This window comes from Salmonella sp. SJTUF14076, from assembly GCF_015534835.1.
GTDB classification, from domain to species: Bacteria; Pseudomonadota; Gammaproteobacteria; order Enterobacterales; family Enterobacteriaceae; genus Salmonella; species Salmonella enterica.
In genome coordinates this window covers 1,057,360-1,077,014 of sequence record NZ_CP064674.1, presented here as the reverse complement: position 1 = coordinate 1,077,014, position 19,655 = coordinate 1,057,360, and the positions used below count along the sequence as shown (strand labels likewise).

Annotated in this window: 21 protein-coding genes; 7 read left to right on the top strand and 14 right to left on the bottom strand. The window is 44.6% G+C overall.

All coding sequences use genetic code 11. The features are described from left to right. The first annotated feature begins 159 nt into the window (after positions 1-159). Genes sitA through sitD form a run of 4 tightly spaced genes read left to right on the top strand, consistent with a single transcriptional unit; the run spans position 160 to position 3,591 of the window. Positions 160-1,077 carry an iron/manganese ABC transporter substrate-binding protein SitA gene (gene sitA / locus HU143_RS05290; protein WP_064441661.1) on the top strand — a complete coding sequence of 306 codons (918 nt, stop codon included), beginning with the start codon at positions 160-162 and terminating at the stop codon, positions 1,075-1,077. After that, positions 1,074-1,895: an iron/manganese ABC transporter ATP-binding protein SitB gene (gene sitB / locus HU143_RS05285; protein WP_023227554.1), complete on the top strand. Its 822-nt coding sequence runs from the start codon at positions 1,074-1,076 to the stop codon at positions 1,893-1,895. The genes sitA and sitB overlap by 4 nt, the downstream gene beginning before the upstream one ends. Then, positions 1,892-2,752: an iron/manganese ABC transporter permease subunit SitC gene (gene sitC, locus HU143_RS05280; protein WP_023227555.1), complete on the top strand. Its 861-nt coding sequence runs from the start codon at positions 1,892-1,894 to the stop codon at positions 2,750-2,752. The genes sitB and sitC overlap by 4 nt, the downstream gene beginning before the upstream one ends. Continuing rightward, positions 2,743-3,591, top strand: coding sequence for an iron/manganese ABC transporter permease subunit SitD (sitD, locus tag HU143_RS05275; RefSeq protein ID WP_000480208.1), 849 nt, complete (start codon positions 2,743-2,745; stop codon positions 3,589-3,591). The genes sitC and sitD overlap by 10 nt, the downstream gene beginning before the upstream one ends. 276 nt (positions 3,592-3,867) lie before the next feature. Here sitD and sprB read toward each other — a convergent pair whose 3' ends face one another. The 9 genes from sprB to prgH form a co-directional block, all read right to left on the bottom strand. Beyond that, entirely contained in the window at positions 3,868-4,623 is a 756-nt protein-coding gene (sprB, locus tag HU143_RS05270; protein ID WP_001246666.1) for a transcriptional regulator SprB, read from the bottom strand. 384 nt (positions 4,624-5,007) lie between these two features. Continuing rightward, positions 5,008-5,895 carry an invasion transcriptional regulator HilC gene (hilC, locus tag HU143_RS05265; protein WP_000243998.1) on the bottom strand — a complete coding sequence of 296 codons (888 nt, stop codon included), beginning with the start codon at positions 5,893-5,895 and terminating at the stop codon, positions 5,008-5,010. Positions 5,896-6,240: 345 nt separating this feature from the next. Beyond that, positions 6,241-6,693: a type III secretion system effector protein OrgC gene (locus tag HU143_RS05260; RefSeq protein ID WP_000612177.1), complete on the bottom strand. Its 453-nt coding sequence runs from the start codon at positions 6,691-6,693 to the stop codon at positions 6,241-6,243. 15 nt (positions 6,694-6,708) lie between these two features. Continuing rightward, entirely contained in the window at positions 6,709-7,380 is a 672-nt protein-coding gene (orgB, locus tag HU143_RS05255) for a type III secretion system linker protein OrgB (protein WP_000916658.1), read from the bottom strand. Beyond that, positions 7,337-7,936 carry an oxygen-regulated invasion protein OrgA gene (gene orgA / locus HU143_RS05250; RefSeq protein ID WP_001591231.1) on the bottom strand — a complete coding sequence of 200 codons (600 nt, stop codon included), beginning with the start codon at positions 7,934-7,936 and terminating at the stop codon, positions 7,337-7,339. The genes orgB and orgA overlap by 44 nt, the downstream gene beginning before the upstream one ends. Next, positions 7,908-8,666, bottom strand: coding sequence for a type III secretion system inner membrane ring lipoprotein PrgK (prgK, locus tag HU143_RS05245; RefSeq protein WP_000621238.1), 759 nt, complete (start codon positions 8,664-8,666; stop codon positions 7,908-7,910). Before prgK ends, orgA begins: the two co-directional genes overlap by 29 nt. Further along, entirely contained in the window at positions 8,663-8,968 is a 306-nt protein-coding gene (gene prgJ / locus HU143_RS05240) for a type III secretion system inner rod protein PrgJ (protein WP_000020431.1), read from the bottom strand. The genes prgK and prgJ overlap by 4 nt, the downstream gene beginning before the upstream one ends. A gap of 18 nt (positions 8,969-8,986) precedes the next feature. Further along, complete coding sequence (prgI, locus tag HU143_RS05235) at positions 8,987-9,229, bottom strand: type III secretion system needle filament protein PrgI (protein ID WP_001143300.1); 243 nt, start codon at positions 9,227-9,229, stop codon at positions 8,987-8,989. A gap of 24 nt (positions 9,230-9,253) precedes the next feature. Then, positions 9,254-10,432 (bottom strand): type III secretion system inner membrane ring protein PrgH, encoded by a 1,179-nt coding sequence (prgH, locus tag HU143_RS05230; protein ID WP_023227556.1) that lies wholly within the window; start codon positions 10,430-10,432, stop codon positions 9,254-9,256. A 315-nt stretch (positions 10,433-10,747) separates the two neighbouring features. Between prgH and hilD the strand changes: the two genes are divergently transcribed. The 3 genes from hilD to iagB all read left to right on the top strand — a co-directional run bounded on the left by hilD (position 10,748) and on the right by iagB (position 14,927). Then, positions 10,748-11,677 carry a transcriptional regulator HilD gene (hilD, locus tag HU143_RS05225; protein WP_000432699.1) on the top strand — a complete coding sequence of 310 codons (930 nt, stop codon included), beginning with the start codon at positions 10,748-10,750 and terminating at the stop codon, positions 11,675-11,677. A 1,088-nt stretch (positions 11,678-12,765) separates the two neighbouring features. After that, entirely contained in the window at positions 12,766-14,427 is a 1,662-nt protein-coding gene (hilA, locus tag HU143_RS05220) for a transcriptional regulator HilA (protein WP_001728894.1), read from the top strand. Positions 14,428-14,444: 17 nt separating this feature from the next. Then, positions 14,445-14,927, top strand: a complete 483-nt coding sequence (iagB, locus tag HU143_RS05215) for an SPI-1 type III secretion system invasion protein IagB (RefSeq protein ID WP_023227557.1) — start codon at positions 14,445-14,447, stop codon at positions 14,925-14,927. A 53-nt stretch (positions 14,928-14,980) separates the two neighbouring features. On the opposite strand, the gene sptP is transcribed toward iagB, so the two are convergent. The 5 genes from sptP to sipA are packed head-to-tail and all read right to left on the bottom strand — an operon-like array spanning position 14,981 to position 19,646. After that, positions 14,981-16,612 (bottom strand): SPI-1 type III secretion system effector GTPase-activating protein SptP, encoded by a 1,632-nt coding sequence (gene sptP / locus HU143_RS05210; RefSeq protein WP_023227558.1) that lies wholly within the window; start codon positions 16,610-16,612, stop codon positions 14,981-14,983. Next, positions 16,599-16,991 (bottom strand): chaperone SicP, encoded by a 393-nt coding sequence (gene sicP / locus HU143_RS05205; RefSeq protein WP_001147851.1) that lies wholly within the window; start codon positions 16,989-16,991, stop codon positions 16,599-16,601. Before sicP ends, sptP begins: the two co-directional genes overlap by 14 nt. A 26-nt stretch (positions 16,992-17,017) precedes the next feature. Next, the gene (locus tag HU143_RS05200; RefSeq protein ID WP_000692250.1) at positions 17,018-17,278 is read right to left on the bottom strand and encodes a hypothetical protein; all 261 of its coding nucleotides are present in this window, start codon (positions 17,276-17,278) and stop codon (positions 17,018-17,020) included. Between the two features lie 43 nt (positions 17,279-17,321). After that, complete coding sequence (locus HU143_RS05195) at positions 17,322-17,570, bottom strand: acyl carrier protein (protein ID WP_023227559.1); 249 nt, start codon at positions 17,568-17,570, stop codon at positions 17,322-17,324. Between the two features lie 18 nt (positions 17,571-17,588). Next, the gene (gene sipA / locus HU143_RS05190) at positions 17,589-19,646 is read right to left on the bottom strand and encodes an SPI-1 type III secretion system effector SipA (protein ID WP_023227560.1); all 2,058 of its coding nucleotides are present in this window, start codon (positions 19,644-19,646) and stop codon (positions 17,589-17,591) included. Positions 19,647-19,655 lie beyond the last annotated feature (9 nt).

The window sequence follows — 19,655 nt, the reverse complement described above, 5'->3', positions numbered from 1 at the left end:
GTGTATTTATTTTACACCTTATCCCTCTTTAGCACTATCACTGCATATCATCGCCATTACGCAAATAAGAATTATTTTCATTTATTCATACCTTGTGCTATATAACATAGCAAAGGCTATATTCGATGATTAATTAACCACATTGTTGCGAGGGATACTATGACGAATCTACATCGTCTGAAAACACTCCTGATTGCCGGTATTGTCGCGATACTCGCGCTATCGCCAGCCTATGCAAAAGAGAAATTTAAAGTCATCACCACGTTTACCGTTATTGCCGACATGGCGAAAAACGTGGCGGGCGACGCAGCGGAAGTCAGCTCGATTACCAAACCCGGCGCTGAAATCCATGAGTATCAGCCAACGCCCGGCGATATTAAACGAGCGCAGGGGGCACAGCTTATCCTCGCGAATGGTCTGAACCTGGAGCGATGGTTCGCCCGCTTTTATCAGCACCTTTCCGGCGTACCGGAAGTCGTCGTCTCCACCGGCGTCAAACCGATGGGCATTACCGAAGGCCCGTATAACGGTAAACCGAACCCGCACGCCTGGATGTCGGCAGAAAACGCGCTGATTTATGTCGATAACATTCGCGACGCCCTGGTGAAGTACGATCCGGATAATGCGCAGATCTATAAGCAAAATGCCGAACGCTATAAAGCGAAAATTCGCCAGATGGCCGATCCGTTGCGTGCCGAGCTGGAAAAAATTCCCGCCGATCAGCGCTGGCTGGTCACCAGTGAAGGCGCGTTCTCTTACCTGGCGCGCGATAATGACATGAAAGAGCTTTATCTCTGGCCAATTAACGCCGATCAACAGGGGACGCCAAAACAGGTGCGTAAAGTGATTGATACCATTAAAAAGCACCGTATTCCCGCCATCTTTAGCGAGAGTACGGTTTCCGATAAACCGGCCCGTCAGGTCGCGCGTGAATCCGGCGCGCATTATGGCGGCGTGCTGTATGTCGATTCTCTGAGCGCCGCTGACGGCCCTGTGCCAACCTATCTGGATCTGCTGCGCGTCACGACCGAAACCATCGTCAACGGCATTAACGACGGACTGAGGAGTCAACAATGAGTCAATCTGCGATTACCGTTGATCAAGTCACGGTGACGTATCGCAACGGTCATACCGCCCTACGGGACGCCACTTTTCAGGTGCCTGGCGGTTCAATCGCCGCGCTGGTAGGCGTAAATGGTTCCGGTAAGTCTACGTTATTTAAAGCGTTAATGGGCTTTGTGCATCTTGCGCAGGGCGATATCACTATCCTGCAACAGTCAGTCAACAAGGCGCTGAAAAAAAACCTCATTGCTTATGTTCCGCAATCAGAAGAAGTGGACTGGTCATTTCCGGTGCTGGTAGAAGATGTGGTGATGATGGGACGCTACGGCCATATGGGCTGGCTACGCCGTCCCACTGCGCATGATCACGCCTGTGTTGACGCCGCGCTGGCGCGGGTAGATATGCAGGAGTATCGTCACAGGCAGATTGGCGAGCTGTCCGGCGGGCAGAAAAAACGTGTTTTTCTTGCCAGGGCCATCGCTCAGGATGGACAGGTAATCCTGCTGGATGAACCTTTTACCGGCGTGGATGTAAAAACCGAAGCGCGAATCATCGATCTACTGCGGGAACTGCGCGATGAAGGCCGCACGATGCTGGTCTCAACGCATAATCTCGGCTCCGTCACCGAGTTTTGCGACTATACGGTAATGATTAAAGGAACCGTACTGGCCAGCGGCCCTACCGAAACCACGTTTACCGCCGCAAATCTGGAACAGGCGTTTAGCGGCGTTCTACGTCATATCGCGCTAAGCGGAAGTGAAGAGCACATCATCACCGATGACGAGCGCCCCTTTATTTCCCGACGCGTGGCCAGCGGAGGAAAATCGTCATGAACTGGCTTGTTGAGCCGTTTGACTACCAGTATATGCTCAACGCGATGTGGGTCTCCGCGATGGTGGGCGGTCTGTGCGCGTTTCTCTCCTGCTATTTGATGCTCAAAGGCTGGTCGCTCATTGGCGATGCGCTATCTCACTCTATTGTGCCTGGCGTCGCTGGCGCCTGGATGTTAGGGCTGCCCTTCTCGCTCGGCGCGTTTCTTTCCGGCGGACTGGCGGCAGGCAGTATGCTCTTTCTTAACCAACGCTCACGCCTGAAAGAAGACGCGATTATCGGGCTTATCTTCTCCTCTTTTTTTGGCGTCGGCCTTTTTATGGTGTCGCTCAATCCGATGTCGGTGAATATCCAGACGATTATTCTCGGCAACGTGCTGGCGATCGCGCCAGCGGATATTGCGCAACTGGCGATTATCGGCGCAGTCTCGCTGACGATTCTGCTGTTAAAGTGGAAAGATTTGATGGTCGTCTTTTTCGATGAGACCCATGCGCGTTCTATCGGACTTAATCCGGGTCGACTAAAATTGTTGTTTTTCACTCTATTGTCCGTCTCCACCGTGGCGGCCCTGCAAACCGTTGGGGCGTTCCTGGTGATCTGTCTCGTCGTCACGCCGGGCGCGACGGCCTGGTTACTCACCGACCGTTTTCCACGTCTGCTCATGATTGCCGTCGTGATTGGCAGCCTGACCAGTTTTCTGGGCGCATGGCTTAGCTACTGGCTGGATGGCGCCACTGGTGGAATTATTGTCGTCATGCAAACCTTACTGTTCATCACAGCCTTTATTTTCGCCCCGAAACACGGTCTGTTAGCCAACCGTCGACGCGCCCGCCTGCAGAAGGAGCCGACATGTTCTTAACAACGTTACTGGAACCCTTTCAGTTTGATTTTATGGTGAACGCCCTTATGGTTTCGGTCATTGTGGCGATTCCCTGCGCCTTACTGTCCGTGTTTTTAGTGTTAAAAGGCTGGGCGTTAATGGGCGACGCAATGAGTCATGCGGTATTCCCCGGGGTCGTGCTGGCATATATTGTGGGGATCCCCCTGGCGATTGGCGCTTTCATTGCCGGATTATTTTGCGCTATCGCGACCGGCTATCTGGACGATAACAGCCGCATCAAACGTGATACGGTGATGGGCATCGTCTTTTCCGGGATGTTTGGCGCAGGTCTGGTGCTCTATGTTTCTATTCAATCGGAAGTGCATCTGGATCACATCCTGTTTGGGGATATGCTGGGCGTATCGCTGGGGGATATCGTACAAACGTCGGTTATTGCACTGGGTATTGCGTTAATCATAGGGCTGAAATGGAAAGATCTCCTGCTACACGCTTTTGACCCGCACCAGGCGAAAGCCAGCGGGCTGAATACCACGCTACTGCATTATGGCCTGCTATGTATGATTGCGCTGACTATCGTCGCCACGCTGAAATCGGTGGGCATTATTCTGTCAATCTCACTACTTATCGCCCCCGGCGCAATTGCCATTTTGCTGACGCGACGCTTTGCGCGCGCGCTGGGATTAGCGGTGAGTCTGTCAGTTATTACCGCTTTTGCGGGCGTCTATCTGTCTTTTTACCTTGATAGCGCGCCAGCGCCGACCATCGTGGTATTATTTGCCATCGTGTTTATTGCGGCATTTATTTACGCAACATGGCGCGACAGGCGTAATGAAATCGTACCAGAGGCGCAAGGTTAAAAGCTGCGTTCAGAAAATAAATACGGCAGTTGTAGTAGAACGCCACCCTATATCTGTTGTTGGTCAGTATGGTAAGCAGCTATCTTTAAATTTCTTTGCAACAAGCGTAAAGATGAGCTGCTTTACTCCCCATGTTTTTCCTGTTTCGAAATTTTTTCAGAGTTTGGCTAACCCAGCATAATGTGATTATTACTCACAAGATCTGTAATATCCCAGCAAAAAATAAATCTATAACTACACGTAATACAAGAGCATGATTGTCACATAAAAAATAGTTTAATTCATTCCTACTGCAATCGGTAAGGCGCAATTATCGTCAAGTACACCAGGGTTATGTGCAAAAGCAGTGCGCTGTAAATGCGCGTCTAGTTTCAGTCCCCGGAACAGCGATAGCGGTGAAGAGTCCATCCCCAAACGATACATAACCTTCTTACGATAAATACTGACGGTTTTTGTTCCCAGACCAAATTTTTTCGCCAGTTCAATTGCCGGATGTCCGGAGGATAATAATATCAGCAGCGCATATTTCGCCTGCGTGACGCCGGGAGGTAGATTCCACCAGGCGTATTGATTGATATTAAACAATACCTCTTCCGGCGTCTCGCCGGCATTAAAAGCATACGTAGCAGCCACGGTTTTCTTTTGTGGCCTGTGGCAGAAACGCAGCCAGGCTTCCGGAAGACGGAGCTTCTCTCGATCCGAGCGGATAGCGCAGGATAGTTCGTCTTTTAAAACATAATCCATAACGCCAAAATATTGCAGCACACAGCGATCGATATAATACAAGCGATCTGCCACTACCAAAACTTTACGGTTCTGCAACCGCGTCTGCAACGCATGAAAAAGATAAACATGCTCATGCGGGTTCAAAGCTAAAATCAGCCCGGCGTCCGGCATATCGGATAGAGAATGCAAAAGTGCGGTTAATGAGTTACACGTTTTAACGCACTTTTCCGGATATTTTTGCTTAAAAATAGACTGAAGGGCATAACAATTAGTCCAGTTAATACCGTATATAATTACATTTCTCATTTATTTATCCTTTTTTGAAAACTGACCACAGCTTCGGTAATGATTTTTCTTCCTGGGCGACTACTGCGCAAGTAGATAACGCCTTCTTACTACAAAGGTAATAAGACCAGATACGTTATTACATGCGCAATGTCGTTACCGAAATGAATTCCTTTTACAAATCTGATAATGATTAAATTTGCTGTTTTACTTTACTGTAATCTCTTAGAGTACAACGATTGCCCGACGCCTGGTGGCCATGTATGTCTGACAATGAACGCTTTCGATTCCCTTTCATTAACTATATATCACTGGTGTAGCGATACTGAAATATACACTACGATTAAAAAAATATTTGGTATCTGTAACGCAAACAGATAGTAACGTTTAAAATAATTTCACAAATCAATGGTTCATCGTACGCATAAAGCTAAGCGGTGTAATCTTAAAATGCCGTTTAAAAATAGCGATAAAATAAGAAGGCGTATCATAGCCACACATCGTCGCGACTTGTGAAATATTTCCAGCCCCCATACGTAATAATTTTATAGCCTGATTCATACGAGCATCCAGGTATATTTTGCTAAAACTCACCTCTTCAGCGGCCAGTTTTCGCTTCAGACTTGATACGCTCATAAACAGCTTTCCTGCCACCTCAGCCTGTGACCATTTGCGGGTGAGATCGCTGATAATAATGTTATAAACTTTCTCTTTTGTCGTAATTTTTATTGCTCGCTCAAGGAAATCAAACCCACCGGGCTTACGTACAAATGCCGATATAAGATACATCAATGAGAAATATGAATAATCATGATCATCAATACTCACATTACTACAAACCCGTGGACATGCCACACCATGCAAAATAGAGTCAAAAGTATCACTCATCCCTGGCAACAAGTCCGCATGAAAAAAATACTTTGGTTTCGTTTTTAATGATAGCTCTCGATCATTATAGTTTCTTGTACTGTAAAAAACTTTGTAGAATTTTTGCATTAAGTCATAGGAAACTTCCAGTGAAGAAAAATCAATATGTCCTTCTATTTCGCTCATACTAAGCGTGATTGTTTGATCTTTTTCCAATAAAAATAAACACGGCGCAGATTGTTCGATGAACTCCCCAAATTCGTTCTCAATTCGCAAACTGCCTTTATTAAGTTTAAACAATAAGCAGTTTGCGACATAATAGTCTCTTACGTCAGCTAATCCATTTATTAATGGAAATTTGTTCGGTTGTTGAAGGTGATTATTGCTAATGGCCTCAACTGATTTATTCATTGAAGGCAATACCATATTTTATCCTGTGTGCTATAAGGAACTCAAAATCGTTATATTCTTATAAACAAATAATTAAAACTCACAGAGATGATTTAAATCCGATTTTTTTATTATTATAGCCAATAATTACATTCCAACGCGCGTTCATTTCGTCACAAAAAGATACTCTTACAAACTTTATGCACAATTTTGTAATGTAAGCTTACAATATTAATGTAATCATTTCAGAATAAAACGCCTGGCAAACACCTTAATAATCCATATACATCAATAAGATAGATACACTGGCATGGTGCATTTTCTGCATTATTTGCTGATATATACACCATACCTTATCACAAATCGCCAGCAATGGGGGGTTCACCAGTCAATTGCCTCTTTGTTTTCCCCGCCCGATAAAATAATCTCCTGCATCCAGGAGGTCATTTGTGACTGTGCATTCATTGTACCAACTAATACCCCGTTTAAAGCCTCATATAAATGGGTGCCCGGTTCAACTTTTGCCAACATGTTTTGTAGCATAGCCGTTTGCTGCTCAAAAGAAACAAAAGCCGAATCACCACTTTTAGGATCTTTGAAGGCATTCATCTCTTGATAAATGCTATCTTTAAGCGTTTCAGAAGAGGCTGACTCAGGGAGCGCCAAAAGTCGTTGGTAGAATGCATCATAAAGATCAACGTCGCCGCCATTGCTTAAAGGCGCGCTATCCACATTATTCAGCATAGCGGCCCTGGCACTCAACGAAACCACACCCGTCGCTTCAGTGTCCGCTGTCGGGACCAAATAAGAAGTCGGAATCGTACCCGGTATCACCTTATAACCTCCATTTTACAATGCTTGCGTTTTTGTCTTCCATTCATCAATAAGTGCGTTAATGGCGTTATCAGAAATCGTCCGGCAGTCTTGTGGAAGTTCATCAAGATGATGCTTAATGACGCCTACTGCCGTTTCAACAAATTGTTCAGGTGAAAATTCTGCGATCTGATCGCCGCAACTCATGATAAAGCGCTGTTCTTGATGATATTTAAGATTAAAAGTGCCTGGCCAGTTCTCCATAAGCAACACCATCAGTTTTTGGTGATCTTTTTTCGCGTTAACTGGCAGTGTTAAAAAAAGTTGCCCCTCAGGCTTATCGAAATCCCTCAGCCACTCATCCAGGACGGTTAAAAGCGTTTCGGGATGGTCGACCGCTGCTGAAAATAACTCGCGGGCATAAGTCTGTATTTTTTCCATCCACTTCCAGGCCATTGTCTGATTATCAGTAAGATAAGCGGCGACCTGCTGTAACGCGTCTATCATTCCCTGCTCGTAACCTTCCTGATAGGCGTACATCCGCAAGGTCTTTGCCTCTTCTTCCGCCTCTCGCAAAATACGCTTAGCCCGTTGATGCGCCTGCTGTTCTAATCTTTCAATAGAGAAATAACGTTCCAGCGTTTTACGCTTTATCAGTATCCCCTCAACAGGCGAAAGCGGGGACGGAATTGGGATATTTTTGAGCATATTGTAAGGCCAGTAGCAAAATTGACATTTCTACAGCATCCTGCTTCGATGCCTCCTCAATAAATGGAGGAAAAAGCAAAGGAAAACGCTGTGCTAAAGATTCAGGTAAAAATTCATTCAGGGCATTTAACTGTGCATACCCGACGCTAAGTAAAAACCTGTGATTCGGCGCCTTATTGCAGACGGATAAACTTGTTCCCTGATGCATTGCCAAAAATGCTTGCGCCCAATCCGGCAGGCCAAGCAAAGCTCCCTGCCTTGCCAGATCGGCTCTCAGTTTATGGCAACCGAGTAAATACGCTACTTGCGGCAGTCGGCGCCACTGACGCAGCCACAGCTGCGTCAGTGAGTTTTGAATACACTCCTTTTCTCCATTCTTAAGCCGCCATGCCGCCAGTATTAACTCATTTGCCGCCGCCCTGGCGGCGGGTCTGACAATCATTTCCGGCGCTATCTGCAACCGCTGAGGATGGATATACGATAACGGATCAAAAATGATTCTTTGCCAGATAATGGGTAATGGCTGCCTATTCATTTGACGATTTCGCCTTATCATCAGCCGTTATGCCTTTCTTATTGCGGGCATAATGGTTTTTGTAATACCAGACGCCAAAGCCTGCTGACATCACGGATAACAAAATAATCAACACAATCCAACTGGTTGCAAAAGAATTACGTTTTACTGGTGTGCCGGGAGCCTGTAATTGGGCATCAGAACGTTCTGACAACACAACAGAAATGTTGTCATAATCCACATCGGCAAAACTATTCTTTAAGAAACGCTTGATATCGCTGATCTGATGCGCAAGCGGCGAACCTCGTTCATATACGGCTAATGCCGACAGATGAACAGGTTTTGGCGGACGGCCATTTTCACCAGCATCAATATCATAACTAATATGGACCCTGGCGGAGAGCACGCCCTCCATCGTCTGTAATGACTGTTCCAGTCGCTGTTCAATAGCCGAATATAACCTGGCCTTTTCAGCTCGCGGAGAAGATACCAGCGAATCCGCCGGGAACATCTGCGCTATTTCCACCCGTGGCCGGGGAGGAAGCTGATAAGTTTTAATCCAGTACACCGCAGCGGTAAAATCAGGCTCAGCAACGGTAATGCTATAGCCCAATTTTCCGCTATCAATTTTATTCGCCTCTATATTGTGCATTTGCAGAACGGCAATGACCTCATTAGCCTGTTCCTGGTCCAGTCCTTTTAAAAGATCCTTATCCTTACAGCCGGCAAGGGTCATTACCAGCAGAAAGGTATATAGATATCGACGAATCATGAGCGTAATAGCGTTTCAACAGCCCCGACTCCTTTACGAGTAAGGGTACTTACCATAGAAACATACAGGTTATAATCTGAAATCATCTCTTGCGAAATAGCCAGCTCTTTAGGATCCGTCACCAGATTAGGGTCCTCAATCCTGTTGGTAATCGTCTGTTTATCCACAGCCGTGGCAATCGCCGAACCAGAAAAAGCCTGGAGTAGCCGGTCATCCAGCGAGACAATGTCCGTCTCCATAGACCTGATATTGACCGCCTGCCCTATAACGGCATTCTCAGGGACAATAGTTGCAATCGACATAATCCACCTTATAACTGATTAACGGAAGTTCTGAATAATGGCAGCATCAATATCCTTAAAGACTTTTACCGTGTTCGATTGCGCGTTACGGTACAAGTTATATTCCGAGAGCTTACTCTGATACGCCGCCAGTAGCGCCGGATCGGAGGGTTTTGCTGCTAATTTATCCAGCGCCTCTGTTACCTGCGTTTGTAGATCATCAACGCCCGTATCAAATTTTGCTGAAACTTCATCCAGATAGCCTGACCAAGATGTTGGCATAATGACTTCCTTATTTGCGTTAAATTAAAGTGGGCTTGGGAAATACCAATGGCCTGGGCTCATTTTGATATAACCTTCCGCCCCGTACTGAAATGAGCGTCCCTTGAGCCAGTCATCTTTTAATTCGATCGCAAACTGCACATAGCGTCCTCCCCATGTGCGGTAATAGCTATCGACAAATTGACGGGCTCTGAGTATTTCTACATCATCGAGCGCCCCCTGAATAACAAACGTTACGCCCCCCTTATGATTCCTGCGGGAATAAGGTAACGCCTGCTGTTTTAGCCCCGCTTCCGCCTGGCCTGCGGCGGTAGCATCGTCCATCAACGTGATGTTAACCGAATCCGCGTAAGGCATTAGTGCTCTCAGCTTTTGACTTAACACCTCGAGCTCTTTCTTGCTCATCGTGTTTCGCTGGCGGCTTAGCCAGAAAACGGGTTTACGCGGCTCATCGAAATGAAGCCGATAATAAGCCAGCTGCGGATAATAGGTATCCAGCCAGGTAGAGATACGCTTATTTTCTTCGTTTTCGTTAATCACTCGCGCATTTTTATCATAATCGCCCCTCGCTAAAACCTGACGAGCCCACAGCGTATCTCTTTCATTTTGCGCAGCGACATAGAGCATTTTGTCCCGGCCTGGCAACACCTGAAAACGCTCCTTCTCCTGCCCCAATAACGAATCGAGCTCTGCGGCCTGCCGCTGCGGCGAGTTAAGTATCCATAACGTCCCCACAGTCCCAATTCCCAATATAAAAAACCCGGCCAGTGCGGCTACAATTCCGTTTTTAAAACGCGGCTCGTTCTTTTTTGCAGACGTTTCTAACTTCTCAGGCTGCTCGGGCACCCACGGCTCGCTTTCCGGGCGAATCAGGATAAGCAATTCACCGACCTGTATTGGCGTATTTAATTGCACCGAACGAGATTCAGAATTTCCTTCTTTCAGCTCATGGAGTATAATTTCGGTCGTATCCGTATCCACCTGGATTTCAAAATTTACTCCGCCATGGTCCAGCGGGATAAAAAAGCTATCGGCAGGTATATCAGGGAGTTGGCCTGAAGCAGTGAGCGCATCACTCTGACCTACCACAAAGAGTGTTCGGCCTGTCAGCAATGGAAACTCACAGCCGTTCAGTGAGCTGTTAAGTAATCGAACTATGTATGGCCCTGGGCTTGTTATCGTCTTCTCTTTTGATGTTTCCATATATACTGTTAGCGATGTCTGTCGTTCTCGATAGCAGCAGATTACCGCACAGGACACAGGGATTCCTGATGAAAATAGAATGAAAAGTGAGAAATAAAATCAATTTATTCTGTATAATGCGTCTCAACACATATTAAAAGAACCATCATCCCCATTGGGGCTTAAACTACTGTAGATAAATTACCCAAATTTGGGTTCTTTTGGTGTAACAATCAGACCATTGCCAACACACGCTAATAAAGAGCATTTACAACTCAGATTTTATCAGTAGGATACCAGTAAGGAACATTAAAATAACATCAACAAAGGGATAATATGGAAAATGTAACCTTTGTAAGTAATAGTCATCAGCGTCCTGCCGCAGATAACTTACAGAAATTAAAATCACTTTTGACAAATACCCGGCAGCAAATTAAAAGTCAGACTCAGCAGGTTACCATCAAAAATCTTTATGTAAGCAGTTTCACTTTAGTTTGCTTTCGGAGCGGTAAACTGACGATTAGCAATAATCACGATACGATTTACTGTGACGAACCTGGGATGTTGGTGCTCAAAAAAGAGCAGGTAGTTAACGTGACGCTTGAAGAGGTCAATGGCCACATGGATTTCGATATACTCGAGATACCGACGCAACGACTTGGCGCTCTCTATGCACTTATCCCAAACGAGCAGCAAACCAAAATGGCGGTACCCACAGAGAAAGCGCAGAAAATCTTCTATACGCCTGACTTTCCTGCCAGAAGAGAGGTATTTGAACATCTGAAAACGGCGTTCTCCTGTACGAAGGATACAAGCAAAGGTTGCAGTAACTGTAACAACAAAAGTTGTATTGAAAATGAAGAGTTAATTCCTTATTTTCTGCTGTTCCTGCTTACTGCTTTTCTCCGACTCCCGGAGAGTTATGAGATCATCCTTAGCTCGGCTCAGATAACGTTAAAGGAGCGCGTTTACAACATTATATCTTCGTCACCCAGTAGACAGTGGAAGCTTACGGATGTTGCCGATCATATATTTATGAGTACGTCAACGCTCAAACGGAAACTTGCAGAAGAAGGTACCAGCTTTAGCGACATCTACTTATCGGCAAGAATGAATCAGGCAGCAAAACTTTTACGCATAGGCAACCATAATGTTAATGCTGTAGCATTAAAATGTGGTTATGACAGCACGTCCTACTTCATTCAATGTTTCAAAAAATATTTTAAAACTACGCCATCGACATTCATAAAAATGGCGAACCATTAACATTTTTTGTATCTGTCACTCAAGTAAAGATTTTTATTAAAATTGTAATAATTTAAAATTCAGACTGCGCATTAACACGCTCTATCAGGATGGGAGGCTATTCAATATCATTGTTCTGTCCGGAAGACAGCTTATACTGATATCTCTGGTAATTTAAAGTAAGGCTGATTATATAACACGATTTTTGTGAACTTGTCATCGCTATGATGACTGGTAAACCGATATTGCCTTATTCACAGCGTAAGAATTCGTCCAGATGACACTATCTCCTTCCGGCTTTAACCCTGTGGATTAAGGCCGGCATTTTATTCATATTTATACATCATCCGTTCTCTCTGAGAACTATTTGCCTGAACGGTCTACACCGAAACAGTCACGCTTGTTAGCTTTCTGCCAGGCATACCTCTTCTCTTCCTCCTGATATCGATATAATGCCTGGGGGCCAGCCTGAGGATGATACTGCTCATAACCCCCCTGCCTTTTTGACGCTATAGCTGAAGGGAGTAAAGAAAGACGATATCATTATTTTGCAAAAAAATATAAAAATAAGCGCACCATTAAAAACAGTCTTTCATTTATATTTTGACTCCTAAGACAAATTACACTCTTAAACTTTCAACGAATGGTCATTTAGTGGAAATCTTCGAGAAAAATGGTTCTGATGGTGTAATTATCAGACCATTAACCATGAAGATATAATAAGCAGCATTTACACCCCCAAAAAATGCAGTAAGATAGCTACAAAACTAATCTCTATTGCAATGAGGCCAAGTTAAATATGTAAATATTTAGATGCCCGGCGCTGACTCTCTGCACCAGGATATACGACAGCGTCCATTCGATAATCACAGTTAGTTATAACAATATTATTACCAACATGTCAGTTATTTAAAGCACAGGCATAAGCTAAATAATCAAATGTTAAAAACATATAAACCCGAGCCCGTAAAATATGACATTAAGCTCATAATAAAAGCTCAACCTGACCGTTAGTACTAACAGCAGAATTACTGAAACAGTAGATTCTATCCTAACGACTTGTATTAGTTATTATAACTTTTCACCCTGTAAGAGAATACACTATTATCATGCCACATTTTAATCCTGTTCCTGTATCGAATAAAAAATTCGTCTTTGATGATTTCATACTCAACATGGACGGCTCCCTGCTACGCTCAGAAAAGAAAGTCAATATTCCGCCAAAAGAATATGCCGTTCTGGTCATCCTGCTCGAAGCCGCCGGCGAGATTGTGAGTAAAAACACCTTACTGGACCAGGTATGGGGCGACGCGGAAGTTAACGAAGAATCTCTTACCCGCTGTATTTATGCCTTACGACGTATTCTGTCGGAAGATAAAGAGCATCGTTACATTGAAACACTGTACGGACAGGGCTATCGGTTTAATCGTCCGGTCGTAGTGGTGTCTCCGCCAGCGCCGCTACCTACGACTCATACATTGGCGATACTTCCTTTTCAGATGCAGGATCAGGTTCAATCCGAGAGTCTGCATTACTCTATCGTGAAGGGATTATCGCAGTATGCGCCCTTTGGCCTGAGCGTGCTGCCGGTGACCATTACGAAGAACTGCCGTAGTGTTAAGGATATTCTTGAGCTCATGGATCAATTACGCCCCGATTATTATATCTCCGGGCAGATGATACCCGATGGCAATGATAATATTGTACAGATCGAGATAGTTCGGGTTAAAGGTTATCACCTGCTGCACCAGGAAAGCATTAAGTTGATAGAACACCAACCCGCTTCTCTCTTGCAAAACAAAATTGCGAATCTTTTGCTCAGATGTATTCCCGGGCTTCGCTGGGACACAAAGCAGATTAGCGAGCTAAATTCGATTGACAGTACTATGGTTTACTTACGCGGTAAGCATGAGTTAAATCAATATACCCCCTATAGCTTACAGCAAGCGCTTAAATTGCTGACTCAATGCGTTAACATGTCGCCAAACAGCATTGCGCCTTACTGTGCGCTGGCAGAATGCTACCTCAGCATGGCGCAAATGGGGATTTTTGATAAACAAAACGCCATGATCAAAGCTAAAGAACATGCGATTAAGGCGACAGAGCTGGACCACAATAATCCACAAGCTTTAGGATTACTGGGACTAATTAATACGATTCATTCAGAATACATCGTCGGGAGTTTGCTATTCAAACAAGCTAACTTACTTTCGCCCATTTCTGCAGATATTAAATATTATTATGGCTGGAATCTTTTCATGGCTGGTCAGTTGGAGGAGGCCTTACAAACGATTAATGAGTGTTTAAAATTGGACCCAACGCGTGCAGCCGCAGGGATCACTAAGCTGTGGATTACCTATTATCATACCGGTATTGATGATGCTATACGTTTAGGCGATGAATTACGCTCACAACACCTGCAGGATAATCCAATATTATTAAGTATGCAGGTTATGTTTCTTTCGCTTAAAGGTAAACATGAACTGGCACGAAAATTAACTAAAGAAATATCCACGCAGGAAATAACAGGGCTTATTGCTGTTAATCTTCTTTATGCTGAATACTGTCAGAATAGCGAACGTGCCTTACCGACGATAAGAGAATTTCTGGAAAGTGAACAGCGGATAGATAATAATCCGGGATTATTACCGTTAGTGCTGGTTGCCCACGGCGAAGCTATTGCCGAGAAAATGTGGAATAAATTTAAAAACGAAGACAATATTTGGTTCAAAAGATGGAAACAGGATCCCCGCTTGATTAAATTACGGTAAAATCTGAGAGAGGAGATATGAATTATTTTTTTATCATCGTAATCTGGTTGCTTAGCATAAATACGGCATGGGCTGATTGCTGGCTTCAGGCTGAAAAAATGTTCAATATTGAATCCGAACTACTTTACGCTATCGCCCAGCAGGAATCGGCGATGAAACCTGGCGCCATTGGTCATAACCGAGATGGTTCAACCGATCTTGGCCTGATGCAAATTAACAGCTTCCATATGAAAAGGCTGAAAAAAATGGGGATTAGTGAAAAACAGTTGTTACAGGACCCCTGCATTTCTGTCATTGTGGGCGCCTCCATTTTATCAGATATGATGAAAATCTACGGTTATAGCTGGGAGGCCGTTGGCGCTTATAATGCCGGGACGTCGCCGAAACGATCGGATATAAGGAAACGTTATGCTAAAAAAATTTGGGAGAATTACAGAAAATTAAAAGGGATGTCAGCAGAAGAGAAAAACAAAAGACTTTCTATCGCGGCAAACAAATAATTATACAGAAATAGCTTACTTTCAGATAGTTCTAAAAGTAAGCTATGTTTTTATCAGCTTGCCGTCGTCATAAGCAGCTGGGCTTGCATTGCTTTTAGTTGTACAAACTGTGAGGCGTCTTCCAGCATTCTATTGTTCCGTGAATTCCGGAAATCTGCACGTACCTGCTCCAGATTACTATGAGGATTATCCTTAAGTACAAGGGCCGCCGCCATCGTTCCGGTTCTTCCCACTCCGCCCAGACAATGAATCATCGGTAAATGCTTATCTGATGAACTACGCCCCGGCGCGCCATTTTGGTTACTATTTTTCACCCTATCCGCCAGGTATTCTAACTGATCCGTAGACGGTAACGGCTGGTGATCTGGCCAATTTTTCACATGCAATACCGGGATTGTATACTGCTTTTCCCCGCAGGACAGTTGCATATTGTATTGGTCTATCGCTTCTCCCTGACTGGCTGAGCTCACTTTTTGGCTGTTGGTATGCACCTCGCCAAAGGTGTAGCTCCCTCTGAAATAGGCTGGTAATTGTTTTGCCTGCATCTGATCTTCCGACGTTAACACCACCAGGCATGAGCATTCTTTTTCAAGAAGCATTTTCATATGCGCTTCCAGCGCATCCGGCGTATTTTTTGGGTACGAACCGGCTAATGCCACAGGCTTACCGTCAAAAGTTAACGTATTCACTGGCACAGGCATTCCATCGCTCAGTTTCACCTGGGTTTGCTGATTAATTGGAATGCTGCTGACCGCAAACCGTGCCAGGCCCAGTGTCGGTCCGCTCATCGTCTGTGGCATTGGCGCGCCGGCTTCTATTTTCTCAAGTTCAGCTGTAACATTTTTCAGTTCTTTAGCAATAACGTGAATTTTTTTTACAGCCTGGGTTAATTCATGAGTAGAGGCTTTATCAACCCACCTCTCAACCTCTCCTCCACAGGTTCCCCATTGTGAGAACCGGGCTACACCGACCTGAATATTTGTTAACGTTGTAACATAATCATTAAGTTGTTTAGCCTCTGGAATTTTATTTAAATTCTGTAAATTGGTCATTAATGAACGCAGCGGGCCGTTACCTGAAGCCATCTCCTGGAAGTTTTCTCGCAGGCTATTTCCATCCATTTGTTCCAGTTGCGGTAATGTTCTTTTAAGTCCCTTTAGCGCGATATCGAGTAAAGGTTGCTTACTTTCTGCTCCAACATCGTTATTTTTTTCTGCCACTTTTGTATCGCCGCCTTTTATGACTAAAGCGGCATTCCTGACACCAACATTATCCTTGCTCTTAATAAGGTTTATAAACCCTTCGTCAGCAGCTTTTACACACTCCGTGATCTGCACTGCTAAACGTTGGGTAAGGGGTTTGTTCATATTTATACGGGACATTAACAGTGCGTCATTAACCGCTGTTTCCCCATATTTTTCCGTTAGTGCCTGGAGAAATTTCTGTAAAATCTTTTGGTCCTGTACTCTGATATTTTCCGTATGTTTTTGCACCACTTCAGTGTTTTTAAATAACGGCATTTTTCCAAGCCAGGTTAATACTTTTGACGAAAATTTTTCAGGCGCAACATATGCCTTGTCAGTATTTTCCTTAGCAATATAAAGTCGGGCATCATTCGACACACCAGATTTTGAAAATGAAGACAATGTTAAATTATTCAACTTCCTCTCCTCATACCTTAGCATATTCCTGTAGTATGTTTTTGAGCGCTTCCTGCTGATTCACAAATGACTCAAGCTGCGATATAATATGGTAAGTATTTGTCAGATCGGTAATTGCATGTATAAACAACAACGTCTCTGCAGCATCAATATACGCTAACGTACCTTCATTATTCGCAGCCAGTTCACCATTAATCACCATAATCTGCCGCCAGATAGAATCGCCACAAACAGGCGATAACGGTATAATCATACCGTTCAATAACCAGATATCATCTTTAGCTTCAATAGACGTAAAAATATCGCTATCGAGTAGTAATAAGCACTGATTGTTGTCGTCAAAAGTGAGTGGTAAACCCAATTTCTCACCAATATTAGCGATAATATCCTGGTGTGCTTGCAATTTACTTTCCTCTTGAATTATATCTTTTATAAGATTGCTTCTTCAAATTTAATCTGGTTACACAATGTCTTGATATTTTTTCGCGCCCATCGCCGGGCGCAATATTTCTCTCCTTTAATCCAGTAGAATAGCCATTCACTACGCATCGGAACACATATCAGCAGCTCCTTCGGATCATTTTCAACATGACGTAACTTGCCTTTAATAACAAAACGCGGACTGTCAGCAATATCATCATATATTGCAGCCATACCTGAACCGGGTACTACATGTGTGATGATTTTCATAACAATTAATCTTATTCAATTGTTGTCGAGCGAGAGAAAAATACTACCCCCTGGACTCAAGACTTTTTTTAACAACACGGCATATATCCGCAAAGGTCGTCATATCAGGAAGATCGTTTTCATTACAACTAATGTCAAACTCCTCACTAAGACCAAATACAATATCAATTAAATCCAATGAGTCAGCGTAAAGATCCTCAACCAGATGGGTCTGACCATTGATACTATCAACATCAACGGCAATACAGGAGGTGATCACTTTTTTGACTCTTGCTTCAATATCCATATTCATCGCATCTTTCCCGGTTAATTAACGCTGCATGTGCAAGCCATCAACGGTAGTAATAACCCGATCCACACCAGGTTTATTCAGGTATGACTCGTAAGCCGGGCCAGCTCGCCAGCTACCGTCTCCGATAAGGCCGTCCAGCACATTACTTAACACATAGTCAGTTTCCCCTTTTTGCCTGGTCAACCCCGCCTCTCTGGCAAACTGCAATGCAATCTCAGCCAGTTTTTCTTTTTGTGGATGATGAGTAATGACCTCTTTGAGCGTCTCCATTTTCGCTTTCAATTCTGGGTGCTTGTCAATATCGCTACATTGCGCTTTCAACGCTGCACTCTTTATCGTGTCATTGGGTAATATTTCCCCACGCAAGCCGTCAAACGCTCTGCGTACAGGAAACGGTGTAGAGGCATCCGGCTCCAGGGCTTTACGTATCACACCCAAAAACGCCTCACGGGCGTTGAAATGTATTGAATGCATATTCGTAACGCTCGGTACTGTTGAGAGGAAACTATTTTGCTTAAACTTCAAACCAGAAAATGGGCCAGTCTTATCTGTCTGGCTATTATCATTATCGGTCGTACCGGCTTTATTACCTGTAATTACCGTCGAGTCTGATTGTAAGGTATCGATTTTAACATTCTCGACGCCAGCCAGTTGACTGGCAAGCGGCTTCACATTCACAATCTCTGCCGTCTGGCTTTGCTGTTTATTAACATCAACGCCGTGCACCGTGGCCTGTACAGGCTTGCCGATAATGTTCTTGCTGGTTACGCCATCAACTTCATCAAAAGAGGGTGTTTCACCCGTAGTGCCCTTTTCTGACGTGATCACCTTTCCATCTTTACTTTCGGATGAAGCGTTGGTCACAGCCTCTGCCATCGCATGAGCCGTGACGTCAATTTTACCCGCGATGCCATGGTCAATTGCCCCTGTGCTGGCGCTGTGTGCCGTCTCCGTTTGATGCGTAGTCGAATCCACACGCGAATGACTATGACTTACGTTACTGCTGTTAGTCGAATGGTGTGACTCGCCATGGCGTTGGCTGTTATCAATAAATGTTCGGCTATTATCGATCGTCTTCCGGCTATTATCATGGTTGCTATTATCGATATGGCGCTGGCTATTATCGACATGGCTTCGGCTATTGTTAATATGCTTACTGTTATCCACGCTACGGTTACTGCTATCAATATTAATATTGATATTAATACCCGTAGGTTCTGCTTTTTTCCCACCATCAGGTACTGGTCCAGCCGCAGGTTCCGGAATTTTAGGGTCAGGCAGTTTATCTGCAGGAATTTGTGCAAAAACATTACGTAGCAGCAGGGGGATCAACGTTTGCGTTTCAAGGTGCCGGGCTTCCCGTCCTACGCTGGTACCCTGCTCTTGCGTTAATTTTTGGTGGCACATATCAAGCGCCTCAACTGCCTTCGCCGCCGCTTTGTCAACAAGCTGCGTAAGACTGCTGCGGGTTAACGGATCCAACGTACAGCCAAAGTTATGTTCAATGCAGCTGGCAATATAGGGCATCACCTCCTGCATAACAAGATTCGTCGATAATTTACTTAATTCACCGCCAGTGTTATTTTTGATGATATCTAACAGCTGCTTTTCCAGGTTTTCCAGCTTCGCTTCCGCTTTCTTTGTTTCTGGCATCCATGGTCCAAAAGCTGACTTTTCTTTCAGGCCATCTTTTATGATTTGCGCGGTATACTCTGCCCCCACCTTCATCAGTAGCGTCTTCGCCTCAGGAGAATCACTGGTGGCGTTGAGCGCTGAACGAAAGAGCCCGGCAAACTCCATTATCGCTTTCTTACCGGCGACATTATTTGAATTGGTAAAAACTTCTTTTAACGCCTCAGCGTCTTTCCCGCATTTAAACAACGCATCCAGACTCGCCTGTTTGATCAGCGCGGGAAAATCTTCCAGTTGCGGGCCTTTAATTTCCCCTGACAGCGTCGTTGTGGCACTTTCTCTGACTGCGGAAAGATTCGCCGCAAGATTCGTGGCCTGCGTTTTGATCTCGGTCTGCATACCTGGCATTATGACGGGGGGCTGAGTCCTTACACTTGTAACCATTATTAATAT